We start from the raw sequence: 25,975 nt of genomic DNA, 5'->3' as shown, positions 1-25,975 counted from the left end.
CATTTTGCAGGGCCACGCATGGCGTGACGCTACAGGACACACCTGGATCAGGCGCGGCGCGCCATCATCAGCTTCTTGATCTCGGCAATGGCCAGCGCCGGGTTCAGGCCCTTCGGGCAGGTGCGCGAGCAGTTCATGATGGTGTGGCAGCGGTACAGCTTGAACGGGTCTTCCAGCTCGTCCAGGCGCGCACCGGTGTCTTCATCGCGCGAGTCGATGATCCAGCGGTAGGCCTGCAGCAGGATGGCCGGGCCCAGGTAACGCTCGCCGTTCCACCAGTAGCTCGGGCAGCTGGTCGAGCAGCACGCGCACAGGATGCACTCGTACAGGCCGTCCAGCTTCTTGCGGTCTTCCGGCGACTGCAGGCGCTCGCGGTCCGGCGGCGGCGGGGTCTGGGTACGGATCCACGGCTTGATCGAGGCGTACTGCGCGTAGAAATGGGTCAGGTCCGGCACCAGATCCTTGACCACGCTCATGTGCGGCAGCGGGTAGATCGGCACTTCGGCCTTGCCGCAATCGGCAATCGCGCGGGTGCAGGCCAGCGTGTTGGTGCCGTCGATGTTCATCGCGCACGAACCGCAGATGCCCTCGCGGCACGAACGGCGGAAGGTCAGGGTCGGATCGATCTCGTTCTTGATCTTGATCAGCGCGTCCAGGACCATCGGGCCGCAGGCGTCCAGATCGATCTCATACGTATCGGTGCGCGGATTGCTGTCGTCGTCGGGACTCCAGCGGTAGATCTTGAAGGTGCGGGTGTTCTTCGCACCGGTCTGGGCGGGGAAGTGCTTGCCCTTTCCGATCTTGGAATTCTTGGGGAGGGAAAACTCGGCCATGGCTGTTCTCGTTGGCTCAGGCGGCTCGCGCTGCGGAGCAGGCGCGGGTAGCACGGAAGATGAGGAAGTCGACACCACCGGCCAGCGGCGCACGCGCCACCCCACCCGTGCGGGGGGCGGCGGTCGCGAGCGCTGCGTGGACGGAGGTCATGCCGCAGGTCTCTTAGTAAACGCGCGGCTTGGGCGGGACGACGTCCACGTCCTTGCTGAGCGTGTACATGTGGACCGGACGGTAGTCGAACTCGCACTTGCCGTTTTCGTCGACGTTGACCAGCGTGTGCTTCTGCCAGTTGACGTCGTCGCGGTCCGGGAAGTCCTCATGCGCATGCGCGCCGCGGCTTTCCTTGCGCTGTTCGGCCGAGTTGATCGTCGCCACCGCGTTGAGCAGCAGGTTGTTCAGCTCGTAGGTTTCGATCAGGTCCGAGTTCCACACCAGCGAACGGTCGGAGACCTTGACGTCCTGGAAGGAGTCGAAGATCTCGGCCATCTTGCTGCAGCCCTCTTCCAGCGTCTTGCTGGTACGGAACACCGCCGCGTCGTTCTGCATGGTGCGCTGCATGCGATCGCGGATGACCGAGGTCGGGGTGTCGCCGTTGGCGTAACGCAGCTTGTCGAGCAGGCCCAGGGCCTTGTCGCAGGCATCGGACGGCAGGGTCTTGTGCGGTGCGCCGGACTTGATGGTGTCGGCGCAGCGGTTGGCCACCGCACGGCCGAACACGACCAGATCCAGCAGCGAGTTCGAGCCCAGGCGATTGGCGCCATGTACCGACACGCAGGCCGCTTCGCCGATGGCGTACAGGCCCGGCACCACCGCATCGGGGTTGTCGCCGACCTTGCGCACGACTTCGCCGTGGTAGTTGGTCGGGATGCCACCCATGTTGTAGTGCACGGTCGGAATGACCGGGATCGGCTGCTTGTGCACGTCCACGCCGGCGAAGATGCGGGCGCTTTCGGCGATGCCCGGCAGCTTGTCGTCGATGACGCCCGGGCCGAGGTGGGTCAGGTCGAGCAGGATGTGATCCTTGTGCTCGCCGACGCCGCGGCCTTCGCGGATCTCGATGGTCATCGAACGCGACACCACGTCGCGCGAAGCCAGATCCTTGTAGTGCGGTGCATAGCGCTCCATGAAGCGCTCGCCGTTGCTGTTGCGCAGGATGCCGCCTTCGCCACGCACGCCTTCGGTGATCAGGCAGCCCGCGCCGTAGATACCGGTCGGGTGGAACTGCACGAACTCCATGTCCTGCATCGGCAGGCCGGCACGCATGACCAGACCGCCGCCGTCGCCGGTGCAGGTGTGGGCCGAGGTGGCGCTGAAGTAGGCGCGGCCGTAGCCGCCGGTGGCCAGCACCACGCCGTGGGCGCGGAACAGGTGCAGCGAGCCGTCGGCCATGTCCAGCGCGAGCACGCCGCGGCAGACGCCTTCGTCATCGAAGATCAGGTCGAGCGCGAAGTACTCGATCATGAAGCGCGCGTTGTGCGCCAGCGACTGCTGGTACAGCGTGTGCAGCATGGCGTGGCCGGTACGGTCGGCCGCCGCGCAGGTACGCTGCGCCGACGGGCCTTCGCCGTACTTGGTGGTCATGCCGCCGAACGGGCGCTGGTAGATCTTGCCCTCTTCGGTACGGCTGAACGGCACGCCGTAGTGTTCCAGTTCGATGATGGCCGGAATCGCTTCGCGGCACATGTACTCGATGGCGTCCTGGTCGCCCAGCCAATCCGAACCCTTGATGGTGTCGAAGAAGTGGTAACGCCAGTCATCCTCGCCCATGTTGCCCAGCGCGGCGGAAATACCGCCCTGCGCGGCCACGGTGTGCGAACGGGTCGGGAAGACCTTGGTCAGGCAGACGGTCTGCAGGCCCTTGGCCGCCAGACCGAACGTGGCGCGCAGACCGGCACCGCCGGCGCCGACCACGACCATGTCGTACTTGTGTTCGGTAATTTTGTAAGCGGACATCTAATCTGGATTCCTGTCTTGGTGCCTGGGCTCAGGCCACGCCGAGCGCAATGCGGGCGACCGCGAACACGCTGATGATCGCGCCGAGCACGGCGATGAACTTCACCGTGGTCTGCAGCGCCAGGGCCAGCAGCGAGTTGTGGATGTAGTCTTCCAGTACGACCTGCAGGCCGAGCTGGGCGTGCCAGAACATCGCCACCAGGAAACCGACCAGCAGCACCGCGTTCCACGGCTTGGACACCGCCTCGGTGGCGGCCACGTAATCGGCGCCGATCAGGCTCAGCACGAACACCAGGAACCACACGGTCAGCCCGACCAGCGCGGTGGCGGTGAGCCGCTGCATCACGAAGTGTTCGGTACCGGTCTTGGCAGCGCCAAGGCCACGCACGTTCTTGAGCGGGGTACGGAACTTGTTCATGCGGCGGCTCCGGCGAACACGTAGGCCCACACCAGCGCGGTGAGCACCAGGCTAGCGAATACCGAAATCCAGCTGCTGCGCACGAAGGCGGGGATGGAGAAACCGATCGCGAAGTCCTGCACGATGTGGCGCAGGCCATTGCACAGGTGGTAGGCGAACGACCAGGTCCATGCGAACAGGAACAGCTTGCCGTACCAGCTGCCGGCATGGCCGGTGAAGCAGTTCCAGGATTCAGGGCCCATCATCAGGGCGAGCAGGCCGCCGGCGATGATCAGGGCTCCAACAGACAGAAAGATGCCGGTGGCTCGATGCAGGATCGAGGTGGCCATCTGGATCTGCCAGCGATACACCTGCAGGTGTGGGGAAAGGGGGCGTTCTCGGGTCGCCATTCGCTGGGCTCGTTGTCTCGGCTGGGCGGCGCAATGCCGCGTTGGCTCAATGCTGATCAGAAATCGATGCAGCGTCCGTTTTTTTCCCAGTCTCCATACCGCACCGGATCAAGTCCGCCGCGGCCGCCGATTTCCACAGGCACCGCCGGGGTCTGCGGAAGCGGCTGCTTCTGTTCGACCTGCGGGGCTTGGGGTTCGGATTCTGGAGTGGGGGTTGTTTGGCCTATCATGGGTGTTCTCGCAACGCACAAATTTTAGACCCCGTTCACGTGCCTGACAACCTGCCCCTCGATTTTCCCGCGTATCCGCGCCTGCCCGGCCACCAGCTGCTCAGCCTGGATGGCACCGATGCGGCCGCGTTTGCCCATGCCCAGTTCTCCAGCGACGTCACCGCCCTGCCCCTGCGGCACTGGCAGTGGAGCGCCTGGTTGAACGCCAAGGGCCGCACCATTGCTGTGTTCCAGCTGCTTCGGGTGGATCCGGAACAGGTGCTGCTGGTGCTCGCCGACGGCGATGCCGATGCGATTGCTTCGCAATTGCAGCGTTTCGTGTTCCGCCGCAAGGTCAGGATCGCGGTACGCCAGGACCTGGGCGTGGCCGGCAGCTTCACTGCCCCGGAAGCGGCGTCGGGCAGCGCAATCGCGGTTGATGGTGAGACGCTGGAGCTGGATCTGGGCAGCGACGCCCTGCCGCGCACGCTGCGCATCGGCGCCCTGCACGGCGCCGCGACGCCCGACGATGCGGCCTTCGCCCTGGCTTGGCGCCAGGCCGACCTGCGCCATGGCCTGCCACGCCTGGACGCCGGCCAGCGCGAACAATGGACGCCGCAGCAGCTGGGGCTGGACCGGTTGAACGGTTACAGCGTCAAGAAGGGCTGCTACCCGGGCCAGGAGATCGTGGCGCGCACCCATTTCCTGGGCAAGGCCAAGCGCGCCCTGCAGCTGATGCGGGTGGCCGACGGCACCGCCAGCGGCGCACAGGTACAGCAGAACAGCGGGGCGATCGGCACCATTGCCAGCGTGGCCGGCGATCTGGCCTTGGCGGTACTGCCGCTGGAGATCGCGGCAGACCCCTTGTCCGTGGACGGCGTTGAGGCAGTGCACCTGCCGCTGCTGGACGGCCTGGCCCGGTAGGCATCGACCGTTGGTCGATGCGCAGGTGCCCCGCCGGCATCGCGGTCACGACCAACGGTCGTGACCTACCGCCCGGATTGGTAGACATCGACCGTTGGTCGATGCGTGCATGCCCCGCCGGTATCCCGGTCACGACCAACGATCGTGACCTACCACCCGGACAGGTAGGCATCGACCGTTGGTCGATGCGTGCATGCCCCGCCGACGGTTGGTCGGCGCGCCCGCTCAGTTGGCCGCGTTCAACCGCTCGCCGCTGTCGGCATCGAAGAAATGCAGCCCCTGCGGATGGATCGCCACGGCGATGGTTTCGCCCACCTTCGGCAGCGCCTGCGGCGCCACGCGCATCACCAGCGGCTGGCCGCCGGCGGTCATGTTGACGAAGATTTCGTTGCCGACCGGCTCGATGCCATCGATGGTGGCCACCAGCGCGGCCGCATCCCCGGCCGCGGCCGGCTGCAGATGCTCGGGGCGCACGCCCACCGCGAGCGTCCGGCCGATCCAGGCCGGGTCGATCGCGGCCTGGCCCAGCGGCGCGGTCAGCTGCGCCTGGCGCACTTCCACGCCGTTGTCGCCCTGCTGCAGGGTGCCGCGCAACACGTTCATCGCCGGGCTGCCCAGGAAGCCGGCCACGAACAGGTTGGCCGGGCGGTCGTACAGCGCCATCGGCGTGTCGATCTGCTGGATCACCCCGTCCTTGAGCACCACGATGCGCTGGCCCAGGGTCATCGCCTCGACCTGGTCGTGGGTCACGTAGATCATGGTGGTGCCCAGCTTGCGGTGCAGCTGCGCGATTTCGGTGCGCACGCTGTGGCGCAGCTTGGCGTCCAGGTTGGACAGCGGTTCATCGAGCAGGAACACCGCCGGCTCGCGCACCAGCGCCCGGCCCAGCGCCACGCGCTGGCGCTGGCCGCCGGACATGGCCTTGGGCAGCTTGTCCAGCATCTCGGTCAGGCCCAGCGTTTCGGCGGCCTCGTTGACCCGCCTGGCGATGGTGGCCTTGTCGTGCCCGCGCAGCTTCAGGCCGAACGCCAGGTTCTCGGCCACGGTCATGTGCGGGTACAGCGCATAGCTCTGGAACACCATGGCGATGTCGCGGTCCTTGGGCGCCACGTCGTTGACCACCCGGTCGCCGATGCTCAGCGTGCCGCCACTGATTTCCTCCAGCCCGGCGACCATGCGCAGCAAGGTCGACTTGCCACACCCGGACGGCCCGACCAGCACCATCAACTCACCATCGGCCACTTCGAAGGTCGCGCCCTGGACGGCCACCTGGCCGTTGTCGTAGACCTTGCGCACGCCCTGCAACTGCACTTTTGCCATGTCACCCATTCCAGTCCGCCCGCTACCGGGCTGTTGATACGGAACTGCCCTCGGCCCTCCCGATGGCAGGTCGATGGCGTGGTGCCGCATGACGGCGACCACTGCAATCGAATACAGTCTGCGCATTCTGCCATGTAAACGTTTTCACGTGGCAGTATCCAAGGTCGGTCATGCGCACGACGCACCTTCGGGGGCAGATTGTCCCCGGTACGCCACGTGCATAGGCCATCATGGGTTGGTACCCGCCTGTTCATGTTGCCCTGCAACAAGTGGACAAGGCACCCGGCCCGTACCCCGAGAACATAGACGAGAAGCGATTGACAACGATGTCACCCGGATCTGAAACTCGAGCGATGCACGACACCCTCTTCCTGTTTGGCGCCACAGGCGACCTGGCCCAGCGCTATCTGTTCCCCTCCCTGCTGCGCCTGCTCGGCGACGGCCTGCTGCCGGAGGACTTCAAGATCCGCGCACTGGCCCTGTCCGCGCACGACACCGAGGGTTTCCGCGAAATCCTGCGGCCGCGCCTGCAGCAGGCGATGCCGCAGGCCAGCCAGGACGACATCCAGTCGCTGCTGGCACGCATCGACTACCGCTCGGTGGACCTGCGCAATCCGGACTCGGTGGCCGAATCGGTCAGCGACCTGGTCAACCGCCACTGCGTCAGCTACCTGGCCATTCCGCCGGGCCTGTACATTTCCACCTGCGAGGGCCTGGCCAAGGGCGGCGCACTGGCCGCGCCGCACCGGCTGATGCTGGAAAAGCCGATCGGCAGCGACAGCGCCAGCGCCGAGGAGATCATCTCCACCATCGGCCAGTGGATCGATGAAGACCGGGTATTCCGGCTGGACCACTACCTGGGCAAGGCCGCGGTACAGAACCTGATCGCGCTGCGCTTCGGCAACACGCTGCTGGAGGCGGTGTGGAACCGCAACTACATCGAGTCGGTGCACATCGTGGTGGCCGAAAGCGAAGGCGTGGACGGCCGCGATGCCTACTACGCCCGCTCCGGCGCGCTGCGCGACATGGTCCAGAGCCACATCCTGCAGCTGCTGTGCTTGGTGGCGATGGAGCCGCCGGCCTCGCTGGAAGCCGACCGCATCCGCGATGAAAAGGTCAAGGTGCTGCGTGCGCTGCGCCCGCTCGACGCCAAGCACGCCGCGCGCGACAGCGTCCGCGGCCGTTACACCGCCGGCACCATCAACGGCCAGCCCGCGCAGGCCTACCAGCCGCCGGAAGGCAGCGATGTGGAAACCTTCGCCGGGGTCACCGCGCATATCGACAACTGGCGTTGGTCCGGGGTGCCGTTCCACCTGGTCACCGGCAAGCGCCTGGCCGAGCGCACCACCCGCGTGGTGGTCACGCTCAAGCCGGTCACCCACTGGCTGTTCGAGCGCCCGCACCGCGGCAACGCCACCCCCAACCGCATCACCTTCCAGCTGCAGCCGCAGGAAAACATCGAGCTGGGCCTGATGAGCAGCCTGGCCGGCCCGGAATGGGGCGCGCTGGAACTGCATCCGCTGGAACTGGAACTGTCGGTCCCCACCGGCCTGCACCGCCGCATCGCCTACGAACGGCTGTTCCTGGATGCCTTCAACGGCAACCACGCACTGTTCGTGCGCGATGACGAAGTGCGCGCGGCCTGGGCCTGGATCGACAGCGTCAGCGATGCCTGGAAGGCGGCCAAGCTGCCGCTGCAGCCGTACCCGGCCGGGCAATGGGGTCCGGAAGAAGCCGCCGGCTTCCTGCCCGTCGATGCCGACGCCAGTGGCAAGGACGGCACGGCATGACGGCGCAGAACCAGCCGGTGCTGGTCGCCGACATCGGTGGCACCAATGCCCGCTTTGCGCTTGCCGACACCCAGCTGGCCGCGCCCCTGCAGCAGGACAGCATCCGCGAATTCGCGGTCGCCGAGTTCCCCTCGCTTGGCGATGCCGCGCGCCACTATCTGGAGCAGGTCGGCGCCGAAGCCAGGCGCGGGGTGTTCGCGGTGGCCGGGCGCGTGGACGGTGACGAGGCGCGCATCACCAACCATCCGTGGGTGATCTCGCGGATGCGCACCGCGCAGATGCTCGGCTTCGACGAACTGCACCTGATCAACGACTTCGCCGCGCAGGCGATGGCCATTTCGCTGCTGCAGCCGCAGGACGTGATCCAGGTCGGCGGCGCTGCGTGGGTGCCGGGCACACCCGGCCAGCCGCGCAACTACGCGGTGATCGGCCCGGGCACTGGATTGGGCGTGGGCGGGTTGATCCTGCGCCACGGCCGCTGCTATCCGCTGGAAACCGAGGGCGGCCATGTCAGTTTCCCGCCGGGCACGCCGGAGGAAATCCGCATCCTGGAAATCCTGTCCGAACAGTTCGGCCGGGTCTCCAACGAGCGGTTGATCTGCGGCCCGGGCCTGGTCAACATCCACCGTGCGGTGTGCGAGATGGCCAACATCGATCCGGGCCAGCTGCAGCCGGTGGATGTCACCGCCCGTGCCCTGCACGGCGATCCGCAGGCGATGCGCACGGTGGACGTGTTCTGCGCGGTGTTCGGCGCCATCGCCGGCGACCTGGTGCTGATGCAGGGCGCCTGGGACGGGGTGTTCCTGACTGGCGGGCTGACCCCGAAGATGCTGGATTCGCTGCAGCATTCCGGCTTCCGCCAGCGCTTCGAACACAAGGGCCGCTTCTCCTCGATCATGGCCCGGGTGCCCTCGCTGGCGGTGATGCATCCGCATGCCGGCCTGCTCGGTGCGGCCGCCTACGCCGCCGATGTCGAACGCGACCTGCCCGGAGGCAACGCATGAACACCCTGGACATTTCCGATCGCTACACCCTGGTCCGCCATGGCGATGCCGATGCCTGGATCGAGGCCGTCGCCGCTGAAATGGCGCAGGCGCTCAACCACGACATCGCCGCGTTCGGCCGGGCGCGCATGCTGCTGTCCGGTGGCACCACGCCGGCCCCGGTGTACCAGGCGCTGGCCGAGCTGGACGTGCATTGGGACCGGGTCGAAGTAAGCCTGGTCGATGAGCGCTGGCTGTCGCCGCAGGACCGCGACAGCAACGCCTGGCTGGTGCGCGAGAGCTTCCTCACCCGTGCCGAAGGCGCGCACTTCGATCCGCTGGTGCGGGTCGGCAAGCCGCTGCCCGAATGCGTGTACACCGCCAACCTGCAGGCCCAGCACACCCAGGCGCCGTGCCTGAGCGTGCTCGGCATGGGCAACGACGGGCATACCGCCTCGCTGTTCCCCGGCTCCAGGGACCTGGCCCGCGCACTGGAAAGCACCCTGCCCTACGCTGCGCTGGACGCCACCGGCTGCCCCGGCGCCAACCAGTGGCCGCTGCGCATCACGCTGACCCCGCATGGCTTGAAGCAGAGCCGCCAACGCCTGCTGCTGCTGCGCGGCAAGCAGAAGCTGGAAGTGCTCAGGCAGGCGCTGGAAAGCAACAACCCACAGCTGTATCCCATCCTCAATGCGATCGATCTCGACGGCGCGAAACTGCGCATCCACTGGTGCGACTGATCGTGCCCGGTGTCGTTCGTTCGCCCTCTCATAGCCGGTAGCCAATGAGCCTGCATCCCACACTTCATGCCATCACCGAGCGCATCGTCCAGCGCAGCGTCGCCTCACGCGCGGCCTACCTGGCCGGCATCGACGCCGCGCTGCGCGAAGGTCCGTTCCGTTCGCGCCTGAGCTGCGGCAACCTTGCCCACGGCTTCGCCGCCTGCGGCCCGACCGACAAGTCGCGCCTGCGCGGCGGGGTCACCCCGAACCTGGGCATCGTCACCGCCTACAACGACATGCTCTCGGCCCACCAGCCGTTCGAGCACTACCCGGACATCCTGCGCGAGACCGCGCGCGCGATGGGTGCCACCGCCCAGGTCGCCGGCGGTGTGCCGGCGATGTGCGACGGTGTCACCCAGGGCCGCGGCGGCATGGAGTTGTCGCTGTTCTCGCGCGATGTGATCGCCCAGGCCACCGCGATCGGGCTGAGCCACGACATGTTCGACGCCAGCGTCTATCTGGGCGTGTGCGACAAGATCGTGCCGGGCCTGTTGATCGGCGCGCTGGCGTTCGGCCACCTGCCGGCGATCTTCCTGCCGGCCGGGCCGATGACCCCGGGCATTCCCAACAAGCAGAAGGCCGAGGTACGCGAACGCTATGCCGCCGGCCTGGCCTCGCGCGAGGAACTGCTGGAAGCCGAGGCGGCGTCCTATCACGGCGCCGGCACCTGCACCTTCTACGGCACCGCCAATTCCAACCAGACCCTGCTCGAGGCGATGGGCGTGCAGTTGCCGGGCGCCTCGTTCGTCAACCCCGATACGCCGCTGCGCGATGCATTGACCCGCCGCGCGGCCGAACGTGCGCTGGAAATCTGCGCGCTGGGCGATGATTTCCGTCCGCTCGGCCGCTTGATCGACGAACGCGCGATCGTCAATGCGGTGGTCACCCTGATGGCCACCGGTGGCTCGACCAACCACACCATCCACTGGATCGCGGTGGCGCGTGCGGCCGGCATCGTGCTGACCTGGGACGACATGGACCAGCTCTCGCAGCTGGTTCCGCTGCTGGCGCGGGTGTATCCGAACGGCGAGGCCGACGTGAATCGTTTTGCCGCCGCCGGCGGTACCGCGTTCGTGTTCCGCGAACTGATGGAGGCCGGGCTGATGCATGCCGACCTGCAGACCGTGGCCGAAGGCGGCATGCGCCAGTACGGCCAGGAGCCGGCGCTGCGCGAGGGCAAGCTGATCTATCTGGACGGCGTGCGCGACAGTGCCGACCCGAACGTAGTGCGCGGGGTGGCCGAGCCGTTCGAAGCCCAGGGCGGGCTGCGCCTGCTGCGCGGCAACCTGGGCCGTTCGCTGATCAAACTGTCGGCGGTGAAGCCGCAGTTCCGCACGATCGAGGCACCGGCGGTGGTGGTCGATGCGCCGCAGGTGCTCAACAAGCTGCATGCCGCCGGGGTGCTGCCGCACGACTTCATCGCGGTGGTGCGCTTCCAGGGCCCGCGCGCCAACGGCATGCCCGAGCTGCATTCGCTGGCGCCGTTGCTGGGCCTGCTGCAGAACCAGGGCCGGCGCGTGGCGCTGGTCACCGATGGCCGGCTGTCGGGCGCGTCGGGCAAGTTCCCGGCGGCGATCCACATGACCCCGGAGGCCTCGCGCGGCGGTCCGCTGGCGCGCGTGCGCGAGGGCGACATGATCCGCCTGGACGGCGAGGCCGGTACGCTGGAGCTGCTGGTGGATGCGGCCGAATTCGCCGCGCGCGCGCCGGCGCCGAACACCGCACCGGCCGCGCACGACCTGGGCCGCAACCTGTTCGCGATGAACCGCCGCCTGGTCGGCCCGGCCGACCAGGGTGCGATTTCGATTTCGTGCGGGCCGGCCACCGCCGAGGGCGACATCTGGAACTACGACGCCGAGTACGAGTTGGGGCATGACGCTTCGGCGGCGTTGGCGCCGCATGAGTCCAAGGACGCCTGATACGTTTGAAGCCAACGGCAGCGGTGGGATTCCCTGGCTGAACCCATCCCTGGGGACCGTAGAAAACATCCTTGTTTTCTACGGTCCCGAATGGGGCCCGCCACTGCCTCACGACATATCGCGGCGCCTCCCTGCGCCGCATGATCCGGAACAGGAAAAGCGAAACATGAGCATTGCCGAACACCAGAAGCGAGCTGAAACCCTGCTGCATGCCGCCGGCATCCTGCCGGTGGTGACCGTGCACACCCTCGACCAGGCCCGCGCGGTGAGCGCGGCGCTGCTGGAAGGCGGCCTGCCGGCGATCGAACTGACCCTGCGTACGCCGGTGGCGATGGAGGCGTTGGCGATGCTCAAGCGCGAGCTGCCGGACGTGGTGGTGGGCGCGGGCACGGTGCTGACGGTGGAGCAGATGCAGCAGGCCATCGATGCGGGCGCGGATTTCCTGGTGACCCCCGGCACGCCGGCGCACATGGCCGACGCGCTCGCCCAGGCGCCGCTGCCGGTGGTGCCGGGCGCGGCGTCGCCGACCGAAATGCTGGCGCTGTATGCGCGCGGCTTCCGCGTCTGCAAGCTGTTCCCGGCCTCGGCCGTGGGCGGGCTGGCGATGATCAAGGGCCTGGCCGGCCCGATCCCGGACCTGAAGCTGTGCCCGACCGGCGGCATCACCGAGGACACCGCGGCCGAGTACCTGGAGCAGAAGAATGTGGTCTGCATCGGCGGTTCGTGGATGGTGCCGGGCAGCTGGATCGAACACGGCCAGTGGGACAAGGTGCGCGACAGCGCGGCGCAGGCAGCGAAGATCGTCGCACGGGTGCGTTCGCGCTGAGGCGCGTATCAGCGAGCAGCCACGCATGGCGTGGCGCTACCCGGCAACAAACCGAAAAGGACGCCCGGGCATGCCCGGGCGTCCTTTTTGCAGCAACCGCGACCGGCTTTATATCCGGCGCGCCGGGGCCATGAACGTCATGCAACAAGAGTCTTGACGAGTGGGCCCCAAATCACTTCGAAGCGATCTTCGTGAATGAAGGTCCATAGCTCCGAGTACACACTTGTCGGAACTGGTCACCCCTCAATCAGCAGCGACCACGCAGCTGGCGGCACACCGAACTCTTCTTCAGCCTGCCCCATCGCCTCTTCCAATGATTGATGCCAGGTGTCAGCCAGGTGCGACATGTCAATCCCGAACCTGTGAAGAAAATAGCCAACTGACTCCTCTTCGATCCGAAGAAACCTCGTACAAAGGTTTGCATCGAGATTCACGATACCCGCGCCATCCAAAGTGTCGGCGCCGAAATGCGCGACATTGAGAGACCTGATGCCAAAACTACTGAAGTCCGCCTGCCAAATTCTCACGGCATCACGCTCATCGGAAGAACGGTATATTCCCGGAGCCATTTCCTTGTACCCAGAACCCAGCCATATTAAAAGCAGGCCGCCTTCGAACGCACACGCCTAGACTTGTCACGGTTCAGTCACCGGTACATATCTCACCGACAACGTGTTACATCGGTCGCGCCGGATCCACTAGGCCGTACTGGCTGGCCATGCGTGCCAGCGCGATGTTGTCGTGGATGCCCATCTTCTCGAACAGGCGGGCCTTGTGCGTGTTGACGGTCTTGGCACTCAGGCTCAAGCGCTTGGCGATGTCTTCCTGGCGCAGGCCCTGGGTCAGCAGCAAGGCCACTTCCAGCTCGCGCGGCGACAGCGAATCGAACGGCGACTGGCTGCCTTCCACGTTGGACAACGCCAGGTTCTGCGCGATGCTGCTGCCCAGGTAACGCCGGCCCAGCGCCGCATCGCGTACCGCCCGCAGCAGTTCCTGCGCATCGCAGCCCTTGCCGATATAGCCGGACGCGCCGGCCTCCAGCAGCCGTTTGGGCATCGGGCCGTCTTCCAGCACCGATACGATCACCACCCGGGTGCCGTGGTCGCCGCGCACCACCCGCTCGGTGACTTCCATCCCGCTCACGCCCGGCAGGTGCAGATCGCACAGCACCACGTCCGGGCGCAGTTGACGGATGTCGGGCAACGCGTCTTCGCCGGAGTCCGCTTCACCGACTACCTCGATATCGGTCTCGTTGGACAGGATCATCTTCATGCCGGTTCGCACCAGCGCATGATCGTCCACCAGATACACTCGAATCGTCATCCACGCACCTCATCAAACGCTGCGAACGGGGCAAGCCTAGCGGCGGGGTAGCGCGATAACAAGGAACACCGCCCCCTGTCGCCGCGTTCTGATGCCCGCATCACACCCTGCTGTCTTGCCCCTTCCCGTATGCCTTTCACCCCAGGCCTTATCGGTTTACATGGCCTATCGGAATCCGGGGACGCCCTGCCGTTTTCGGCACGCCTGACGCCCCCGTCCCGCTTACATCCGGTCTCCCCAGGGATGCCGGTGGCGGAACATCACCAGGAAGCACCCTACCACCCAAACCAGTGCCGCACACCACCCGGCCAGGATGTCGGAGGGGTAATGCACGCCCAGGTAGACCCGCGACACGCTGACCAGCAGGCTGAACGACGGCGCCAGTACCAGCACCGGCCAGCGCCAGCGCGTGTTCCAGGCCAGCAGCACCACGGTGATCGCCAGCGTCATCGAGCCCATCGCATGGCCGCTGGGGAAACTGAACGTGCTTTCCGGCGCGATCGATTCCCACAGGCTGGGCCGGTCGCGCTGGAAGAACTGCTTGCTGCCCAGGTTCAGCAGCGCCGAACCGACAAAGCAGATCGCCACGAAACTGGCCTCACGCCAGCGCCGGCGCCACAGCAACGCGGCCACGATCAGCACATCGGCCGGAATCAGGAACCACTCATAGCCCAGCTTGGACAGCAGCACGAAGAACCGGTCCAGGCCCGGCGCATGCAGATCATGCAGCGTCCACAGCAGCGGCGCGTCGAAATACAGCGCCTCCAGCTCGTGCACTTCATCGGCCAGGGCCACAAACCCGGCCAGCGGCAGCAGCACCCCCACGAACAGCAGCACCAGGCGCCAGGCGTTGTGCCCCATCCAGCGGCGGAATCCTGCGGCCGGTTCGGGCGCGGCCAGCACCGTCGGTTTATCCGACGCTGCGGACATACTTGCGTTCGACGTAATCGTCGATCAGCGCCACGAACTCCTGGGCGATGTTCTCGCCGCGCAGGGTCACGGTCTTTTCGCCGTCGACGAACACCGGCGCGGCCGGGGTTTCACCGGTGCCCGGCAGCGAGATGCCGATGTTGGCGTGGCGCGATTCGCCCGGCCCGTTGACGATGCAGCCCATCACCGCCAGGGTCATGTTCTCCGCGCCGGGATGGCTGATCTTCCATTCCGGCATTTTCCCGCGCACGTGGTTCTGCACCACCTTGGCCAGTTCCTGGAAGAACTCCGAGGTGGTCCGCCCGCAGCCCGGGCAAGCGGTAACCAGCGGCGTGAAGGCGCGCTGGCCGGTGGTCTGCAGCAGTTCCTGGGCCACGATCACCTCGGCGGTGCGCGACTGGCCCGGTTCGGGGGTGAGCGAAATGCGGATGGTGTCGCCGATCCCTTCCTGCAGCAGCACCGCCAGCGCCGCCGAGGAGGCGACGATGCCCTTGCTGCCGATCCCGGCCTCGGTCAGGCCCAGGTGCAGGGCGAAGTCCGAGCGTTGGGCCAGGTCGCGGTACACCGCGATCAGTTCCTGCACGCCGCTGACCTTGGCCGACAGCACGATGCGGTCGCGCGGCAGGCCCAGCTCCACGGCGGTATGCGCCGAATCCAGCGCCGAGCGGATCAACGCCTCGCGCAGCACCCGGCCGGCATCCCAGGGCTGGGCGCGCTGGCTGTTCTCGTCCATCAGCCGTGCGGCCAGCGACTGGTCCAGCGAGCCCCAGTTGGCGCCGATCCGCACCGGCTTGTCGTAGCGGATGGCGAACTCGATCAGCTGCGCGAACTGGGTGTCCTTCTTCTTGCCGAAGCCGACGTTGCCCGGGTTGATCCGGTATTTGGCCAGCGCCTGCGCGCAGGCCGGCTCCTGGGTCAGCAGCTGGTGGCCGTTATAGTGGAAGTCGCCGATCAGGGGCACCTCAATGCCCATCATCTGCAGCTTTTCCACGATCCGCGGGATCGCCGCGGCCGATTCGGGATTGTTGACGGTCAACCGCACCATTTCCGACCCGGCGCGCCACAGTTCGGCCACCTGCTTGACGCTGCCGGCGATGTCGGCGGTGTCGGTGTTGGTCATCGACTGCACCACCACGGGGTGGCCTCCCCCTACGACCACGCCGCCGATACGGACGGACTGGGTCTGGCGGCGGGCCCACACGGTGGTGTCGGAAGGTTGGGTCGGTTGGCTGACGGCGTCGTGCATCGGGCCATTTTAGCGCGCCCGGCGCGCCGGTAGGTGCCAACCGTTGGTTGGCACTCATCTTGGGCGGCAGGCCCCGGGCGGCCGCCGCCGATGCGGCCGATTGTCGCAGGCAGGCCGCGCCGCGAGCGCATAGGATGTGCGCAATGACCGGTACCGACGCCCCCTTCCTCCGCACCTTGTGCAGCCTGCGCTGGCTGGCCGTGGCCGGCCAGGCCACCACCATCCTGGTCGCCAGCTGGGTGCTGGGGCTGGAGCTGCCGCAGTGGCCGCTGTGGTCGGGGGTGGCGGTGCTGGCGCTGTTCAACCTGTACGCCCAGCTGCGCGTGGACGGGGACGATACCGCGCCACTGACGGCCTTCGGGCATATCCTGGTCGATGTGATCGTGCTGACCTGGATGGTGGGCTGGAGCGGCGGCATCGCCAACCCGTTCGGTTCGCTGTTCCTGATCCTGATCGCGCTGGCCGCGCTGGCCCTGCCGCTGCGCTGGACCCTGGCGGTGGCCGCGACCTGCCTGATCGGCTACGCGGCCAGCGGCATCTTCGGCCTGCCCCTGCCCAGCGGCTACTTCACCGGCGCGCAGATGCAGCAGTGGGGCGTGGTCTGCAATTTCCTGCTGTCGGCCACGGTGGTGCTGGTGTTCGCCACCCGGCTGGCGATCGCCCTGCGCCAGCGCGAGCACGAACTGGCGATGCTGCGCGAACGCTTCGTGCGCAATGAGGGCATCGTCGCCCTGGCCACCCACGCCGCCTCGGTGGCGCATGAACTGAACACCCCGCTGGCGACCATGACCCTGCTGGCCGACGACATCGCCGACCAGAGCGAAAGCAGCGAAATGCGCGACGACGTGGAAACCCTGCGCGAACTGCTGGTGCAGTGCCGCGAGCGGGTGCTGGCGCTGGCCCGGCCGGCTGCCGGCGATGCGCCCGGGCGCGACCGGGTGACCCTGCCGCAGGTGCTGGAACAATGGCGGCTGGTACGCCCGACCATCACGCTCAAGCGCAACGACGATGCGCCGCTGACCCTGCCGCTGGACCCGGGCATCGGCCACCTGCTGATGGTGCTGCTCAACAATGCCGCCGACGCCGGCGAAAAAGCCGAGCGCCCACAGGTAGACCTGAACGTGCGCATCGAAGGCGACCACCTGGTCGGCGAAGTCCGCGACTACGGCCACGGCTTCGATGCGCGCCAGGCCGTGCTGCCCGGCACCCTGTTCAACAGCGGCAAGAGCCAGGGCATGGGCGTCGGCCTGGCCCTGTCCCATGCCACCATCGAGCGCCTGGACGGCGAGCTGTGGATGCGCCCGGCCAGTGGTGCCGGTACCCGCGTCGGCTTCCGCCTGCCGCTTTCGTCTCCGGAGACTTCCGCATGACCCTGCCCTCCCCGCCCGCGGCCAGCCATGGCCTGCTGGTCGACGACGACGAACTGTACCTGCGCACGCTGCAGCGCAGCCTGGCCCGCAAGGGCCTGGAAACGGTGACCGCCAGCGATATCGCCTCGGCGCTGCTGCTGGCCCGCCAGCAGCCGCCGGCCTATGCGCTGATCGACCTGAAGCTGGGTGCCGAATCGGGCCTGTCGCTGATCCAGCCGCTGCGCGCGTTGCGCGAAGACATGCGGATCCTGCTGGTCACCGGCTATGCCAGCATCGCCACCGCGGTGGAGGCGATCAAGCTCGGCGCCGACGATTACCTGCCCAAGCCGGCCACGGTGCCGATGATCCTGCGTGCGCTTGGCGAAGAGGACGATGGCCCGGCCGATGACGGCGAGCTGGAGCCGCCCGATGCGATGACCCCGATCAGCCGCCTGCAGTGGGAGCATATCCAGCAGGCCATGCACGAAACCGGCGGCAACGTATCGGCCGCCGCGCGCCTGCTGGGCATGCACCGGCGTTCGCTGCAGCGCAAGCTGGCCAAGCGGCCGAGCCCGGAACGCCCGTAACCGGGCTGCCGCGGCAACAGCGGCAGCCCCGGCCGCTCAGCCCTGCGAATGCGGGGCGTGCTGCGGGTTCTGCGGCAGCTGCTGCTCGCTGCGTTCGCGGGCCTGGGTCTGACCGTCGACGGCCTGTACCCGTTCGAACGAGGCCGCCACCGGGGTTTCCACTGCCTGTTCGGTGCGCATGTGCGCGCGCAGGTGGGCCGGGTCGTCCAGCGCGCCCTGCACCACGAAGACGTTCTCGCCCGGCTTGGCATGCGTGCCCTGCTGGCTCAGGACCACGTGGTCGACGCGGGTCAACCCGCTCTCCTTGGCCAACGGCAGCAGGCTGGCGGTGAGCCGCTCGCTGGCCTGGTCGAAGCTGCGACCGTGCTGGGCGTCGATCGCGGCCACGCCCTGGCGGATCTGCTGGTACATCGGATGATCGGGATGCCCGGCCTGGTCGGGCGTGGGGCGGCTGGAAGCGGTGTCCTGGTTCATGGTGCGGTCTCCCTCAGCTCTTCAATCGGTCCAGCAGTTCCAGCGTCACCGGGTCGGTGATCGCATGCGGCTGGCCCTGCAATGCCGGCAGCAGCTGGCTGGCCAGTTGTTTGCCCAGCTCCACCCCGAACTGGTCGAAGGCGTTGATGTTCCAGATCAGCGACTGCACGTAGACGGCGTGTTCGTACATGGCGATCAGCGCGCCCAGCGCCTGCGGGGTGAGCGCATCGAGCAGGATCAGGGTGCTCGGGCGGCCACCGGGATACTCGCGGTGCGCATCGTCGCTGCCCTGGCCGTTGGCCAGCGCCTCGGTCTGCGCCAGCAGGTTGGCCATCAGCGCCTGGTGGTTGACCAGATAGGGGTCATCGTTGCGCACGCAGCCGATGAAATCGGCCGGGATCACGCTGGTGCCCTGGTGCAGGGCCTGGAAGAAGCTGTGCTGCACATCGGTACCGGCACCGCCCCACCACACCGGCACGGTATCGCTGGCCACCGGGCTGCCGTCCAGTTGCACGCGCTTGCCCAGGCTTTCCATCACCAGCTGCTGCAGGTAGGCCGGCAGCAGCGCCAGGCGCTGGTCGTAGGTCATCACCGCGTGGGTGGCGTGGCCGAGCAGGTTGCGGTTCCAGATATCGGTCAGCGCATGCAGCACCGGCAGGTTCTGGTCCAGCGGCGCGGTGAGCGCGTGCTGGTCCATCTGCGCGGCGCCGGCAAGCAACTGTTCAAAACGCTCGAAGCCGATCGCCAGCGCGATCGGGAAACCGACCGCCGACCACAGCGAATAGCGCCCGCCCACCCAATCCCACATCGGCAGCACGCGGCCGGCGGCGATCGAGAAGGCCTGGGCGGCACGCTCGGGGTTGGCGCTGACCGCATACAGGCGTTCGCTGCCACCCAGCCAGTCGTGCAGGATCTGCCCGTTGAGCAGGGTCTCCTGGGTGCCGAAGGTCTTGGAAATCAGGATGCCGGCGGTAGTGGCCGGGTCCAGCGTGGCCAGCGTGCGTTGCATCGCCGCGCCGTCCACGTTGGAGACGAAATGCACGCGGAAACGCGCGCCGCTGGCCGGGCGCAGCGCATCGGCAACCAGTCGCGGACCGAGGTCGGAGCCACCGATGCCGACGCTGACGATGTCGGTGACGCCGGTCTTTTCCAGCGCGGCAACCAACTGGCCCATCTGCGCGCGCACCCCGGCGGCGGTGGCGAAGGCCTCGCCGGCCACCGACGCACCGCTGAGGTCGCCGCGCAGGGCGGTATGCAGCGCAGCGCGGCCTTCGGTCGGATTGACCGTTTCACCGCGGAACAGGCGCTGGAAACCGCCGGCGACATCGCGCGCGGCGGCCAGCTGCAGCAGTGCGTCCAAGGCCGCGCGGTCGTACTTCTGCCGCGCGAAATTGACGTACAACGGACCGACCCGCAGCCCCAGCGATTGTGCGCGGCCCGGTTCGGCGGCGATCAACGAAGGGATGCTCGCGCCGCGCAGGCGCTGGGCATGGGAGTGGAGCGGGTCGAATCCGTTGGTCTGTGTCATGCGGCCTGGGTCGGGATGCTGTCGTTGGTGTGGGAGATCTGGTTGTTGCCGTCCACGTATACCAACTTCGGCTTGAAGCTGTCAGCTTCCTGCTCGCTCATGCTGGCGAAGGCGGCGATGATGATGATGTCGCCCACCTGCACGTGGCGCGCGGCGCCACCGTTGAGCGAGACCACGCCGCTGCCGGCGTCGGCGCGGATGGCATAGGTGGAGAAACGCGCACCGTTGGTGACGTCCCAGATATGCACCTGTTCGAACTCGCGGATGCCGGTGGCCTGCAGCAGGTTGTCATCGATGGCGATGGAACCTTCGTAGTTCAGCTCGGAGTGGGTGACGGTGGCGCGGTGGATCTTGGTCTTGAGCAGGGACAGATGCATGGCAACGGGACAACGGTAAAGGAAAGGCAAATTCTAGCACCCACCGGATCGGCGGCAGGTGCCGCCCGCCCCGCCCGGTCGCTGCCGGCCGTTCAGCCAAACCCGGGCGCGCAACCCTCGCCGGGCCTGGGCCGGGGCGAACCGACCCGGTCAGCCATCGCCGTCGACCGCCCCGCCGGGCGCTGCCGCGGCCAGTTGCCCGACCTCGGCCAGGAAATGGCCGACGATCGCCTGCAGCCGCTGCTCCGGGTCGGCGCTGCCATGCAGCCCGGCGATGCCCTCGGCCAGCTGGCGGGCGGTGTCGGCCAGGATCATCCCCCAGGCCCGTTCTTCGGCGATGCCCAGGGTCTGTTCCTGCAGGCCGACCTTCATCGAGCAATGCAGGCCACGCCCGGCGATCCATACCCGCAGCATCTCCACGGCGCGGTCATCGTCGAGCGCGGCCGGCGGTATCGGTCGTTCATTCATCGGGTGTCCGGGGCGGCCCCTCAGAACTCCAGGTTGTCGATCAGGCGGGTGCTGCCGATGCGCGCGGCGATCAGCGCCACGCGGGTGCCGTCGTTGGCGTCGGCCGGCTCGGACAGGTCCGGCAGGCGCAGCACTGCATAGTCCACCTGGAAGCCGGCCGCCTGCAGCGCCACCGTGGCGTCGGCCTCGATCGCGCTGCGGGTCTTGCCGGCGATGAAGCCTTCGCGCATGCCCAGCAGCACCTGGTGGATGCGCGTGGACACCGACCGCTGCTGCTCGTTGAGGTACTGGTTGCGCGAGCTCATCGCCAGGCCGTCGGTTTCGCGCACGATGTCGCCGCCGACGATCTGGATCGGGAAGGCCAGGTCTTCCACCATCTGGCGGATCACCGCCAGCTGCTGGTAGTCCTTCTTGCCGAACGCGGCCACGTCCGGCTGCACCTGGTTGAACAGGCGCGAGACCACCGTGCACACGCCGTCGAAATGACCGGGGCGGTGCGCGCCCTCAAGCAGCCCGCTGATGCCCGGTACGTTGACGCTGGCCGCCAGTTCCACCCCGAACGGGTACATCGATTCCACCGTGGGCAGCCACAGCACATCGCAGCCGGCCTGCTCCAGCCCGGTGGTGTCCGCTTCGGGCGTGCGCGGGTAGCGGGTGAAGTCTTCGTTGGGGCCGAACTGGGTCGGATTGACGAAGACACTGGAGACCACCCGGTCGGCATACTGGCGCGCCAGCGTGACCAGCGAATAGTGGCCTGCATGCAGGTTGCCCATGGTGGGGACCAGCGCGACGCGCAGGCCCTCGCGCTTCCAGCCGTTGACCACGGCGCGCAGGCGGGACAGTTCGGTGACGGTGTCGATCATGAGGCGTAGGCGTGTTCTGCGTCGGGGAAGGTGCCATCGCGCACGGCGTCGGCGTAGGCACGGACCGCGCCGGCCACCGAACCGCCTTCGGCAAGGAAATCCTTGACGAACTTGGGCCGGCGGTGGCCGCTGTCCAGGCCGAGGAAATCGTGCAGTACCAGCACCTGGCCATCGCACTGCGGGCCGGCACCGATGCCGATGGTGGGCACTTCAATGGCAGCGGTGACCTCGGCGGCGACCGGGGTCGGCACGCATTCGAGCACCAGCAGGCTGGCGCCGGCGGCCACCACCGCCCTGGCATCGTCCACCAGCTGGGCGGCGGCGTCGCCGCGGCCCTGCACCCGGTACCCGCCCAGGCGCAGCACCGACTGCGGGGTCAGGCCCAGGTGCGAACACACCGGAATCTCGCGCTCGACCAGGTAACGGATCACCTCCAGCTTGAAGCCGGCGCCTTCGATCTTGACCATCTCCGCACCGGCCTGCAGCAGGCGCAGCGAGGCATCCAGCGCGCGCTCGGGGGTGGCGTCGGCGCCGAACGGCAGGTCGGCCACCAGCAGCGCGCGTTCCAGCACGCGGGCCACCGCGCGGGTGTGGTAGACCATGTCGTCGGTGGTCACCGGCAGCGTGGAATCGTGGCCCTGCACCACCATGCCCAGCGAGTCGCCGATCAGGATCAGGTCCACCCCGTTGGCATCGAAGCTGCGCGCAAAGCCGGCATCGTAGGCGGTCAACATCACCAGCTTCTGCCCGTTGCGCTTGGCCTGCGCCAAGGCGGGGACGGTCCAGGGCTTGCTGTCTGCGTGGGTACTCATGAGCTGATAACCGGTGGCGATAAGCGGCGCATTATCCTCCTATTGGCGCGATCCCGCTGGCCTCCACCCGCATCACAGCATCCCGCACCCGGCCGTGCCCCGGAATCACCGCCTCCGGCGCGATCTCGGCCAGCGGCAGCAGCGCGAAGGCGCGCTCATGCAGATAAGGGTGCGGTACCTGCAGCTGCGGCAGGTCGATCACCGCCTCGCCGTACAGCAGCAGGTCCAGGTCCAGCGTGCGCGGCCCCCACTGCGCGGCCGGGTCACGCACGCGGCCGAAGCGGCGCTCGATCTCCAGCAGCGCATCGAGCAGTTCCGGCGCCGGCAGCGTGGTATCCAGCACCGCGGCGGCGTTGACGAACGCCGGCTGGTCCGGGTTGCCCCAGGCCGGCGTGCTGTACAGCTGCGACTGCGCCTGCAGGCGGCTGCCCGGCAACTGTGCCAGCGCGGCGAACGCCGCGCGCAGGGTCTGCGCGGCATCGCCCAGGTTGGCGCCCAGTCCGATACAGGCCAGGGTCACCGCTTACTCGCCCGCAGCGCCACCGGGACGGCGCCGGCGCCGACGCCGCTTGCGCGGCGCCCCGTCTTCGCCCTCGCCCTCTTCGCGCGCGGCGTCCAGCGCCGAATCCAGCTCGGGGCCGGACTGCAGCTGGGCTTCGCGCCAGAATTCGACGTCGGCCGCATGCTCGCTGGAGGCGACCTGGCGCAGTACCAGGAAATCGTAGGCGGCGCGGAAGCGCGGATGGGTCAGGGTGCGGATCACGCGCTTGCGCTGGCGCGAGCCGAAGCGGCCCTGCAGCAGCCAGATCTCCTGCATCGGCAGCGAGAACCGGCGCGGCAGCGCGATGGTGGTCAGCTGGTGCAGGGTGACCCGGTCGGCGGCGCGCCGCTGCGCTTCTTCCAGCGCCACGCCCTGCTTCTGCAGGCTGGCCAGGGCGCGGCAGAACGCCGGCCACAGCAGCAGCGCGAACAGAAACGAGGGCGAGACCGGTTCGTCGTTGGCAACGCGCAGGTCGGTGTTGTGCAGGCCTTCGATCACCATCCGGCGCAATGCGCCGCTGCGGTTGCTGCGCAGCGCCGCGGCGCTTTCCGGGAACATCACATCCAGCAGGCCGTAGCGCTCCAGGCCTTCGAAGCTGGCCACGCCATGCCCGGACAGGAACAGCTTGAGCACTTCCTCGAACAGCCGCGCCGGCGCCGCTTCGGCCAGCAGGCCGGCCAGGCGCGGCAGCGGCTGGGCGCTGGCATCGTCGATCTGGAAGCCGAGCTTGGCGGCCAGGCGCACCGCGCGCAGCATCCGCACCGGGTCTTCCTGGTAACGCTTTTCCGGGTCGCCGATCAACTTCATCAGGCGGGCCTGGACGTCCTCGAAGCCGCCGGTGTAATCGCGCACCGAGAAGTCCTCGATCGCGTAGTACAGGGCATTGCAGGTGAAGTCGCGGCGGATCGCGTCGTCTTCGACGCTGCCGTAGACGTTGTCGCGCACCAGCATGCCGTTTTCCATCTCACGGTCGCCGCTGCCATCGTCGATGTTGGCGCGGAAGGTGGCCACCTCGATGATCTCGCGGCCGAACACCACGTGCGCCAGCCGGAAGCGGCGCCCGATCAGGCGGCAGTTGCGGAACAGTGCCTTGACCTGTTCGGGGGTGGCGTCGGTGGCCACGTCGAAGTCCTTGGGGTTGCCGCCGACCAGCAGGTCGCGCACGGCACCGCCGACGAGGTAGCCCGCAAACCCGGAGTCGCGCAGCCGGTACAACACGCGCAGTGCGTTGGGGCTGATGTCCTTGCGGGAGATGGTGTGCTGGTCGCGCGGGATCACGCGCAGGCTGAACGGTGATGTAGCAGAGGAATTGATGTTGGCGCTTCCGGTTGAGTTTTCGGGATTGCCCAATGGCATCTAGGTCCATATACTAGCGCGCTGCGCAGTTCGCGACAAAGCATGCTCCCTTCGTCTAATGGTTAGGACGTGGCCCTCTCAAGGCTAAAACAGGGGTTCGAGTCCCCTAGGGAGCACCAGTCGCGGTGCAGAAAGCCAAAAACCCCGCCACGGCGGGGTTTTTTGCGTTCCGGGCCCGGGCCTGTGGCACCTGCCCTGCCAGGCACGGCCCGGGGAGCATCCTCCCCGGGCCCGGCCCGCCGCCCGCTCCGACCGCGCCGCAAGCGGCTCAGCCCTCCATCTGCTCCAGCTCCTTGCCCTTGGTCTCCTTGACGAAGCGCAGCACGAAGAACACCGAGATCACCGCTGCGACCGTATAGATGCCGTAGGCCCCGGCCAGGCCGATGCTGGTCAGCAGGATCGGGAAGGACACGGTGATGGCGAAGTTGGCGGTCCACTGCGCCGCACCTGCCACCGCCAGCCCCGAGCCGCGGATCTGGTTGGGGAACATCTCGCCCAGCATCACCCACATCACCGGGCCCCAGGACATGTTGAAGAAGATCACGTAGACGTTGGCCGCCACCAGCGCCAGCACGCCCATGCGGTCGGTCAGCTGCAGCTTGCCGCCGGCATCGAGCGAGCCGCTGGCGAAGGCCAGGGTGACCAGCGCCAGCGAGATCGCCATGCCGACCGAGCCGACCCACAGCAGCGGCTTGCGGCCGATGCGGTCGATCAGGACCACGGTGATCAGGCAGGCGCCGATGCTCAGCGCACCGGACAGCACGTTGATCAGCAGCGCGTCGTTCTCCGAAAAGCCCACCGCCTGCCACAGCACCGCGCCGTAGTAGAAGACCACGTTGATGCCGACCAGCTGCTGGAATACGGCCAGGCCGATGCCGATCCAGACGATCGGGCGCAGCTTGCCGGTGGCCTTGCTGATCAGGTCGGAGAAGGTCGGGCGGTGCTGGTCTTGGGACAGCGAGCCCTCGATCTCGCTGATCTTGGTCTGCGCTTCGGCCGGGCCGTACAGGCGGGTGAGCACCGCCAGGGCCTGGTCGCGGCGCCCCTTGACCACCAGGAAGCGCGGGCTCTCCGGGATCACCAGCAACAGGCACAGGAACAGCAGCGAGGGAACGGCCTGCATCCAGAACATCCAGCGCCACGCCTCCTGCCCCAACCACAGTTCCTGGGTGGAGGCCCCGGCCGCCTTGGCCAGCAGATAGTTGCTCAGGAAGGCGCAGAATAGGCCGCTGATGATCGCGATCTGCTGCACCGTGGCCAGCCGCCCGCGATAGCGGGCCGAGGCGACCTCGGCGATGTAGGCCGGCGACATCACGCTGGCCGCACCGACGGCGAAGCCGCCGATCACACGGGCGAGGATGAACACCGTGGAGCTGTGCGCCGCACCGGCCCCCAGCGCGGAGAACAGGAACATCACCGCGGCGATGATCAGCACGCCGCGGCGGCCGAGCCGGTCGCCGAGGCGGCCGGCGAAGAACGCACCGATCGCGCAACCCAGCAGCATCGAGGCGACCTCGAAGCCGATCCCGGCCGAACTGGACTGGAAGGTATCCTTCAGGCCATCGACGGTGCCGTTGATCACGCCGCTGTCGAACCCGAACAGGAAGCCCCCGATGGTGGCCACGCAACTGATCAGGACGATGAAGCCGGTGTTCTCGCCGCTGCCGGCGGAGGTACTGCTGAGCGAAGCACTGGGCATGGTGATTCCTGGGTCGGAAGGGAACGTCGGGTCAGCGCAGCGGGTACTGGTAGATCAACCTTTCCTGCCGGCAGC

General features: G+C 67.7%; 27 protein-coding genes and 1 tRNA gene. 9 read left to right on the top strand and 19 right to left on the bottom strand.

What is annotated here, in order from left to right; genetic code table 11:
• Positions 1-47: 47 nt before the first annotated feature.
• From AC3ITM_RS07685 to AC3ITM_RS07665, 5 genes are all read right to left on the bottom strand, one after another.
• Positions 48-833 (bottom strand): succinate dehydrogenase iron-sulfur subunit, encoded by a 786-nt coding sequence (locus tag AC3ITM_RS07685; RefSeq protein ID WP_088432210.1) that lies wholly within the window; start codon positions 831-833, stop codon positions 48-50.
• Positions 834-996: 163 nt separating this feature from the next.
• Complete coding sequence (gene sdhA, locus AC3ITM_RS07680) at positions 997-2,787, bottom strand: succinate dehydrogenase flavoprotein subunit (protein WP_228887519.1); 1,791 nt, start codon at positions 2,785-2,787, stop codon at positions 997-999.
• A gap of 31 nt (positions 2,788-2,818) precedes the next feature.
• Positions 2,819-3,205: a succinate dehydrogenase, hydrophobic membrane anchor protein gene (gene sdhD / locus AC3ITM_RS07675; protein WP_489269602.1), complete on the bottom strand. Its 387-nt coding sequence runs from the start codon at positions 3,203-3,205 to the stop codon at positions 2,819-2,821.
• On the bottom strand, positions 3,202-3,594 hold the full coding sequence (sdhC, locus tag AC3ITM_RS07670; protein ID WP_489269600.1) for a succinate dehydrogenase, cytochrome b556 subunit: 393 nt from the start codon (positions 3,592-3,594) through the stop codon (positions 3,202-3,204). Before sdhC ends, sdhD begins: the two co-directional genes overlap by 4 nt.
• A 56-nt stretch (positions 3,595-3,650) precedes the next feature.
• Complete coding sequence (locus AC3ITM_RS07665) at positions 3,651-3,824, bottom strand: DUF1674 domain-containing protein (protein ID WP_228887522.1); 174 nt, start codon at positions 3,822-3,824, stop codon at positions 3,651-3,653.
• 39 nt (positions 3,825-3,863) lie between these two features.
• Here AC3ITM_RS07665 and ygfZ point away from each other — a divergent pair, with 39 nt between their 5' ends.
• Positions 3,864-4,727: a CAF17-like 4Fe-4S cluster assembly/insertion protein YgfZ gene (gene ygfZ / locus AC3ITM_RS07660; RefSeq protein WP_489269597.1), complete on the top strand. Its 864-nt coding sequence runs from the start codon at positions 3,864-3,866 to the stop codon at positions 4,725-4,727.
• 225 nt (positions 4,728-4,952) lie between these two features.
• On the opposite strand, the gene AC3ITM_RS07655 is transcribed toward ygfZ, so the two are convergent.
• Positions 4,953-6,047, bottom strand: coding sequence for an ABC transporter ATP-binding protein (locus AC3ITM_RS07655; RefSeq protein ID WP_489269595.1), 1,095 nt, complete (start codon positions 6,045-6,047; stop codon positions 4,953-4,955).
• A gap of 353 nt (positions 6,048-6,400) precedes the next feature.
• Here AC3ITM_RS07655 and zwf point away from each other — a divergent pair, with 353 nt between their 5' ends.
• From zwf to AC3ITM_RS07630, 5 genes are all read left to right on the top strand, one after another.
• The gene (gene zwf / locus AC3ITM_RS07650; RefSeq protein WP_306433113.1) at positions 6,401-7,837 is read left to right on the top strand and encodes a glucose-6-phosphate dehydrogenase; all 1,437 of its coding nucleotides are present in this window, start codon (positions 6,401-6,403) and stop codon (positions 7,835-7,837) included.
• On the top strand, positions 7,834-8,841 hold the full coding sequence (gene glk / locus AC3ITM_RS07645) for a glucokinase (RefSeq protein WP_489269593.1): 1,008 nt from the start codon (positions 7,834-7,836) through the stop codon (positions 8,839-8,841). The genes zwf and glk overlap by 4 nt, the downstream gene beginning before the upstream one ends.
• Complete coding sequence (pgl, locus tag AC3ITM_RS07640; RefSeq protein WP_228887527.1) at positions 8,838-9,560, top strand: 6-phosphogluconolactonase; 723 nt, start codon at positions 8,838-8,840, stop codon at positions 9,558-9,560. Before glk ends, pgl begins: the two co-directional genes overlap by 4 nt.
• Before the next feature lie 44 nt (positions 9,561-9,604).
• The gene (gene edd / locus AC3ITM_RS07635; protein ID WP_489269591.1) at positions 9,605-11,521 is read left to right on the top strand and encodes a phosphogluconate dehydratase; all 1,917 of its coding nucleotides are present in this window, start codon (positions 9,605-9,607) and stop codon (positions 11,519-11,521) included.
• 166 nt (positions 11,522-11,687) lie between these two features.
• Positions 11,688-12,347, top strand: a complete 660-nt coding sequence (locus AC3ITM_RS07630) for a bifunctional 4-hydroxy-2-oxoglutarate aldolase/2-dehydro-3-deoxy-phosphogluconate aldolase (protein WP_489269589.1) — start codon at positions 11,688-11,690, stop codon at positions 12,345-12,347.
• A 236-nt stretch (positions 12,348-12,583) separates the two neighbouring features.
• On the opposite strand, the gene AC3ITM_RS07625 is transcribed toward AC3ITM_RS07630, so the two are convergent.
• From AC3ITM_RS07625 to ispG, 4 genes are all read right to left on the bottom strand, one after another.
• Positions 12,584-12,916 carry a hypothetical protein gene (locus tag AC3ITM_RS07625; protein WP_489269587.1) on the bottom strand — a complete coding sequence of 111 codons (333 nt, stop codon included), beginning with the start codon at positions 12,914-12,916 and terminating at the stop codon, positions 12,584-12,586.
• Between the two features lie 106 nt (positions 12,917-13,022).
• Positions 13,023-13,670 (bottom strand): response regulator, encoded by a 648-nt coding sequence (locus tag AC3ITM_RS07620; protein ID WP_228887530.1) that lies wholly within the window; start codon positions 13,668-13,670, stop codon positions 13,023-13,025.
• 222 nt (positions 13,671-13,892) lie between these two features.
• Positions 13,893-14,600: a phosphatase PAP2 family protein gene (locus AC3ITM_RS07615; RefSeq protein ID WP_489269585.1), complete on the bottom strand. Its 708-nt coding sequence runs from the start codon at positions 14,598-14,600 to the stop codon at positions 13,893-13,895.
• A complete protein-coding gene (ispG, locus tag AC3ITM_RS07610) occupies positions 14,581-15,846 on the bottom strand; it encodes a flavodoxin-dependent (E)-4-hydroxy-3-methylbut-2-enyl-diphosphate synthase (RefSeq protein WP_228887532.1) in 1,266 nt (421 codons plus the stop codon). The genes AC3ITM_RS07615 and ispG overlap by 20 nt, the downstream gene beginning before the upstream one ends.
• A gap of 143 nt (positions 15,847-15,989) precedes the next feature.
• Between ispG and AC3ITM_RS07605 the strand changes: the two genes are divergently transcribed.
• Positions 15,990-17,216 carry an ATP-binding protein gene (locus AC3ITM_RS07605; protein ID WP_489269583.1) on the top strand — a complete coding sequence of 409 codons (1,227 nt, stop codon included), beginning with the start codon at positions 15,990-15,992 and terminating at the stop codon, positions 17,214-17,216.
• Between the two features lie 2 nt (positions 17,217-17,218).
• Positions 17,219-17,782 (top strand): response regulator transcription factor, encoded by a 564-nt coding sequence (locus tag AC3ITM_RS07600; RefSeq protein ID WP_489270053.1) that lies wholly within the window; start codon positions 17,219-17,221, stop codon positions 17,780-17,782.
• Positions 17,783-17,818: 36 nt separating this feature from the next.
• On the opposite strand, the gene AC3ITM_RS07595 is transcribed toward AC3ITM_RS07600, so the two are convergent.
• The 8 genes from AC3ITM_RS07595 to pcnB form a co-directional block, all read right to left on the bottom strand.
• On the bottom strand, positions 17,819-18,256 hold the full coding sequence (locus tag AC3ITM_RS07595; RefSeq protein WP_489269581.1) for an XVIPCD domain-containing protein: 438 nt from the start codon (positions 18,254-18,256) through the stop codon (positions 17,819-17,821).
• A 13-nt stretch (positions 18,257-18,269) separates the two neighbouring features.
• Positions 18,270-19,784, bottom strand: a complete 1,515-nt coding sequence (gene pgi / locus AC3ITM_RS07590) for a glucose-6-phosphate isomerase (RefSeq protein ID WP_489269579.1) — start codon at positions 19,782-19,784, stop codon at positions 18,270-18,272.
• Positions 19,781-20,161, bottom strand: a complete 381-nt coding sequence (gene panD, locus AC3ITM_RS07585) for an aspartate 1-decarboxylase (protein ID WP_228887537.1) — start codon at positions 20,159-20,161, stop codon at positions 19,781-19,783. Before panD ends, pgi begins: the two co-directional genes overlap by 4 nt.
• Positions 20,162-20,311: 150 nt before the next feature.
• On the bottom strand, positions 20,312-20,629 hold the full coding sequence (locus AC3ITM_RS07580; RefSeq protein ID WP_489269577.1) for a DUF5076 domain-containing protein: 318 nt from the start codon (positions 20,627-20,629) through the stop codon (positions 20,312-20,314).
• Positions 20,630-20,649: 20 nt separating this feature from the next.
• Positions 20,650-21,492 carry a pantoate--beta-alanine ligase gene (gene panC, locus AC3ITM_RS07575; protein WP_489269575.1) on the bottom strand — a complete coding sequence of 281 codons (843 nt, stop codon included), beginning with the start codon at positions 21,490-21,492 and terminating at the stop codon, positions 20,650-20,652.
• Entirely contained in the window at positions 21,489-22,304 is an 816-nt protein-coding gene (panB, locus tag AC3ITM_RS07570; RefSeq protein ID WP_489269573.1) for a 3-methyl-2-oxobutanoate hydroxymethyltransferase, read from the bottom strand. Before panB ends, panC begins: the two co-directional genes overlap by 4 nt.
• A gap of 31 nt (positions 22,305-22,335) precedes the next feature.
• Positions 22,336-22,824: a 2-amino-4-hydroxy-6-hydroxymethyldihydropteridine diphosphokinase gene (folK, locus tag AC3ITM_RS07565; protein ID WP_489269571.1), complete on the bottom strand. Its 489-nt coding sequence runs from the start codon at positions 22,822-22,824 to the stop codon at positions 22,336-22,338.
• Positions 22,825-22,827: 3 nt separating this feature from the next.
• On the bottom strand, positions 22,828-24,195 hold the full coding sequence (gene pcnB, locus AC3ITM_RS07560) for a polynucleotide adenylyltransferase PcnB (RefSeq protein WP_489270052.1): 1,368 nt from the start codon (positions 24,193-24,195) through the stop codon (positions 22,828-22,830).
• Positions 24,196-24,245: 50 nt separating this feature from the next.
• Between pcnB and AC3ITM_RS07555 the strand changes: the two genes are divergently transcribed.
• Positions 24,246-24,320, top strand: a tRNA-Glu gene (locus tag AC3ITM_RS07555).
• Between the two features lie 149 nt (positions 24,321-24,469).
• Here the strand turns inward: AC3ITM_RS07555 and AC3ITM_RS07550 are convergent.
• The gene (locus AC3ITM_RS07550; protein WP_489269569.1) at positions 24,470-25,900 is read right to left on the bottom strand and encodes a sugar porter family MFS transporter; all 1,431 of its coding nucleotides are present in this window, start codon (positions 25,898-25,900) and stop codon (positions 24,470-24,472) included.
• Between the last annotated feature and the right edge of the window lie 75 nt (positions 25,901-25,975).

The organism is Stenotrophomonas sp. KH_029, from assembly GCF_057839765.1.
This window is presented reverse-complemented; position numbering and strand designations above follow the sequence as displayed.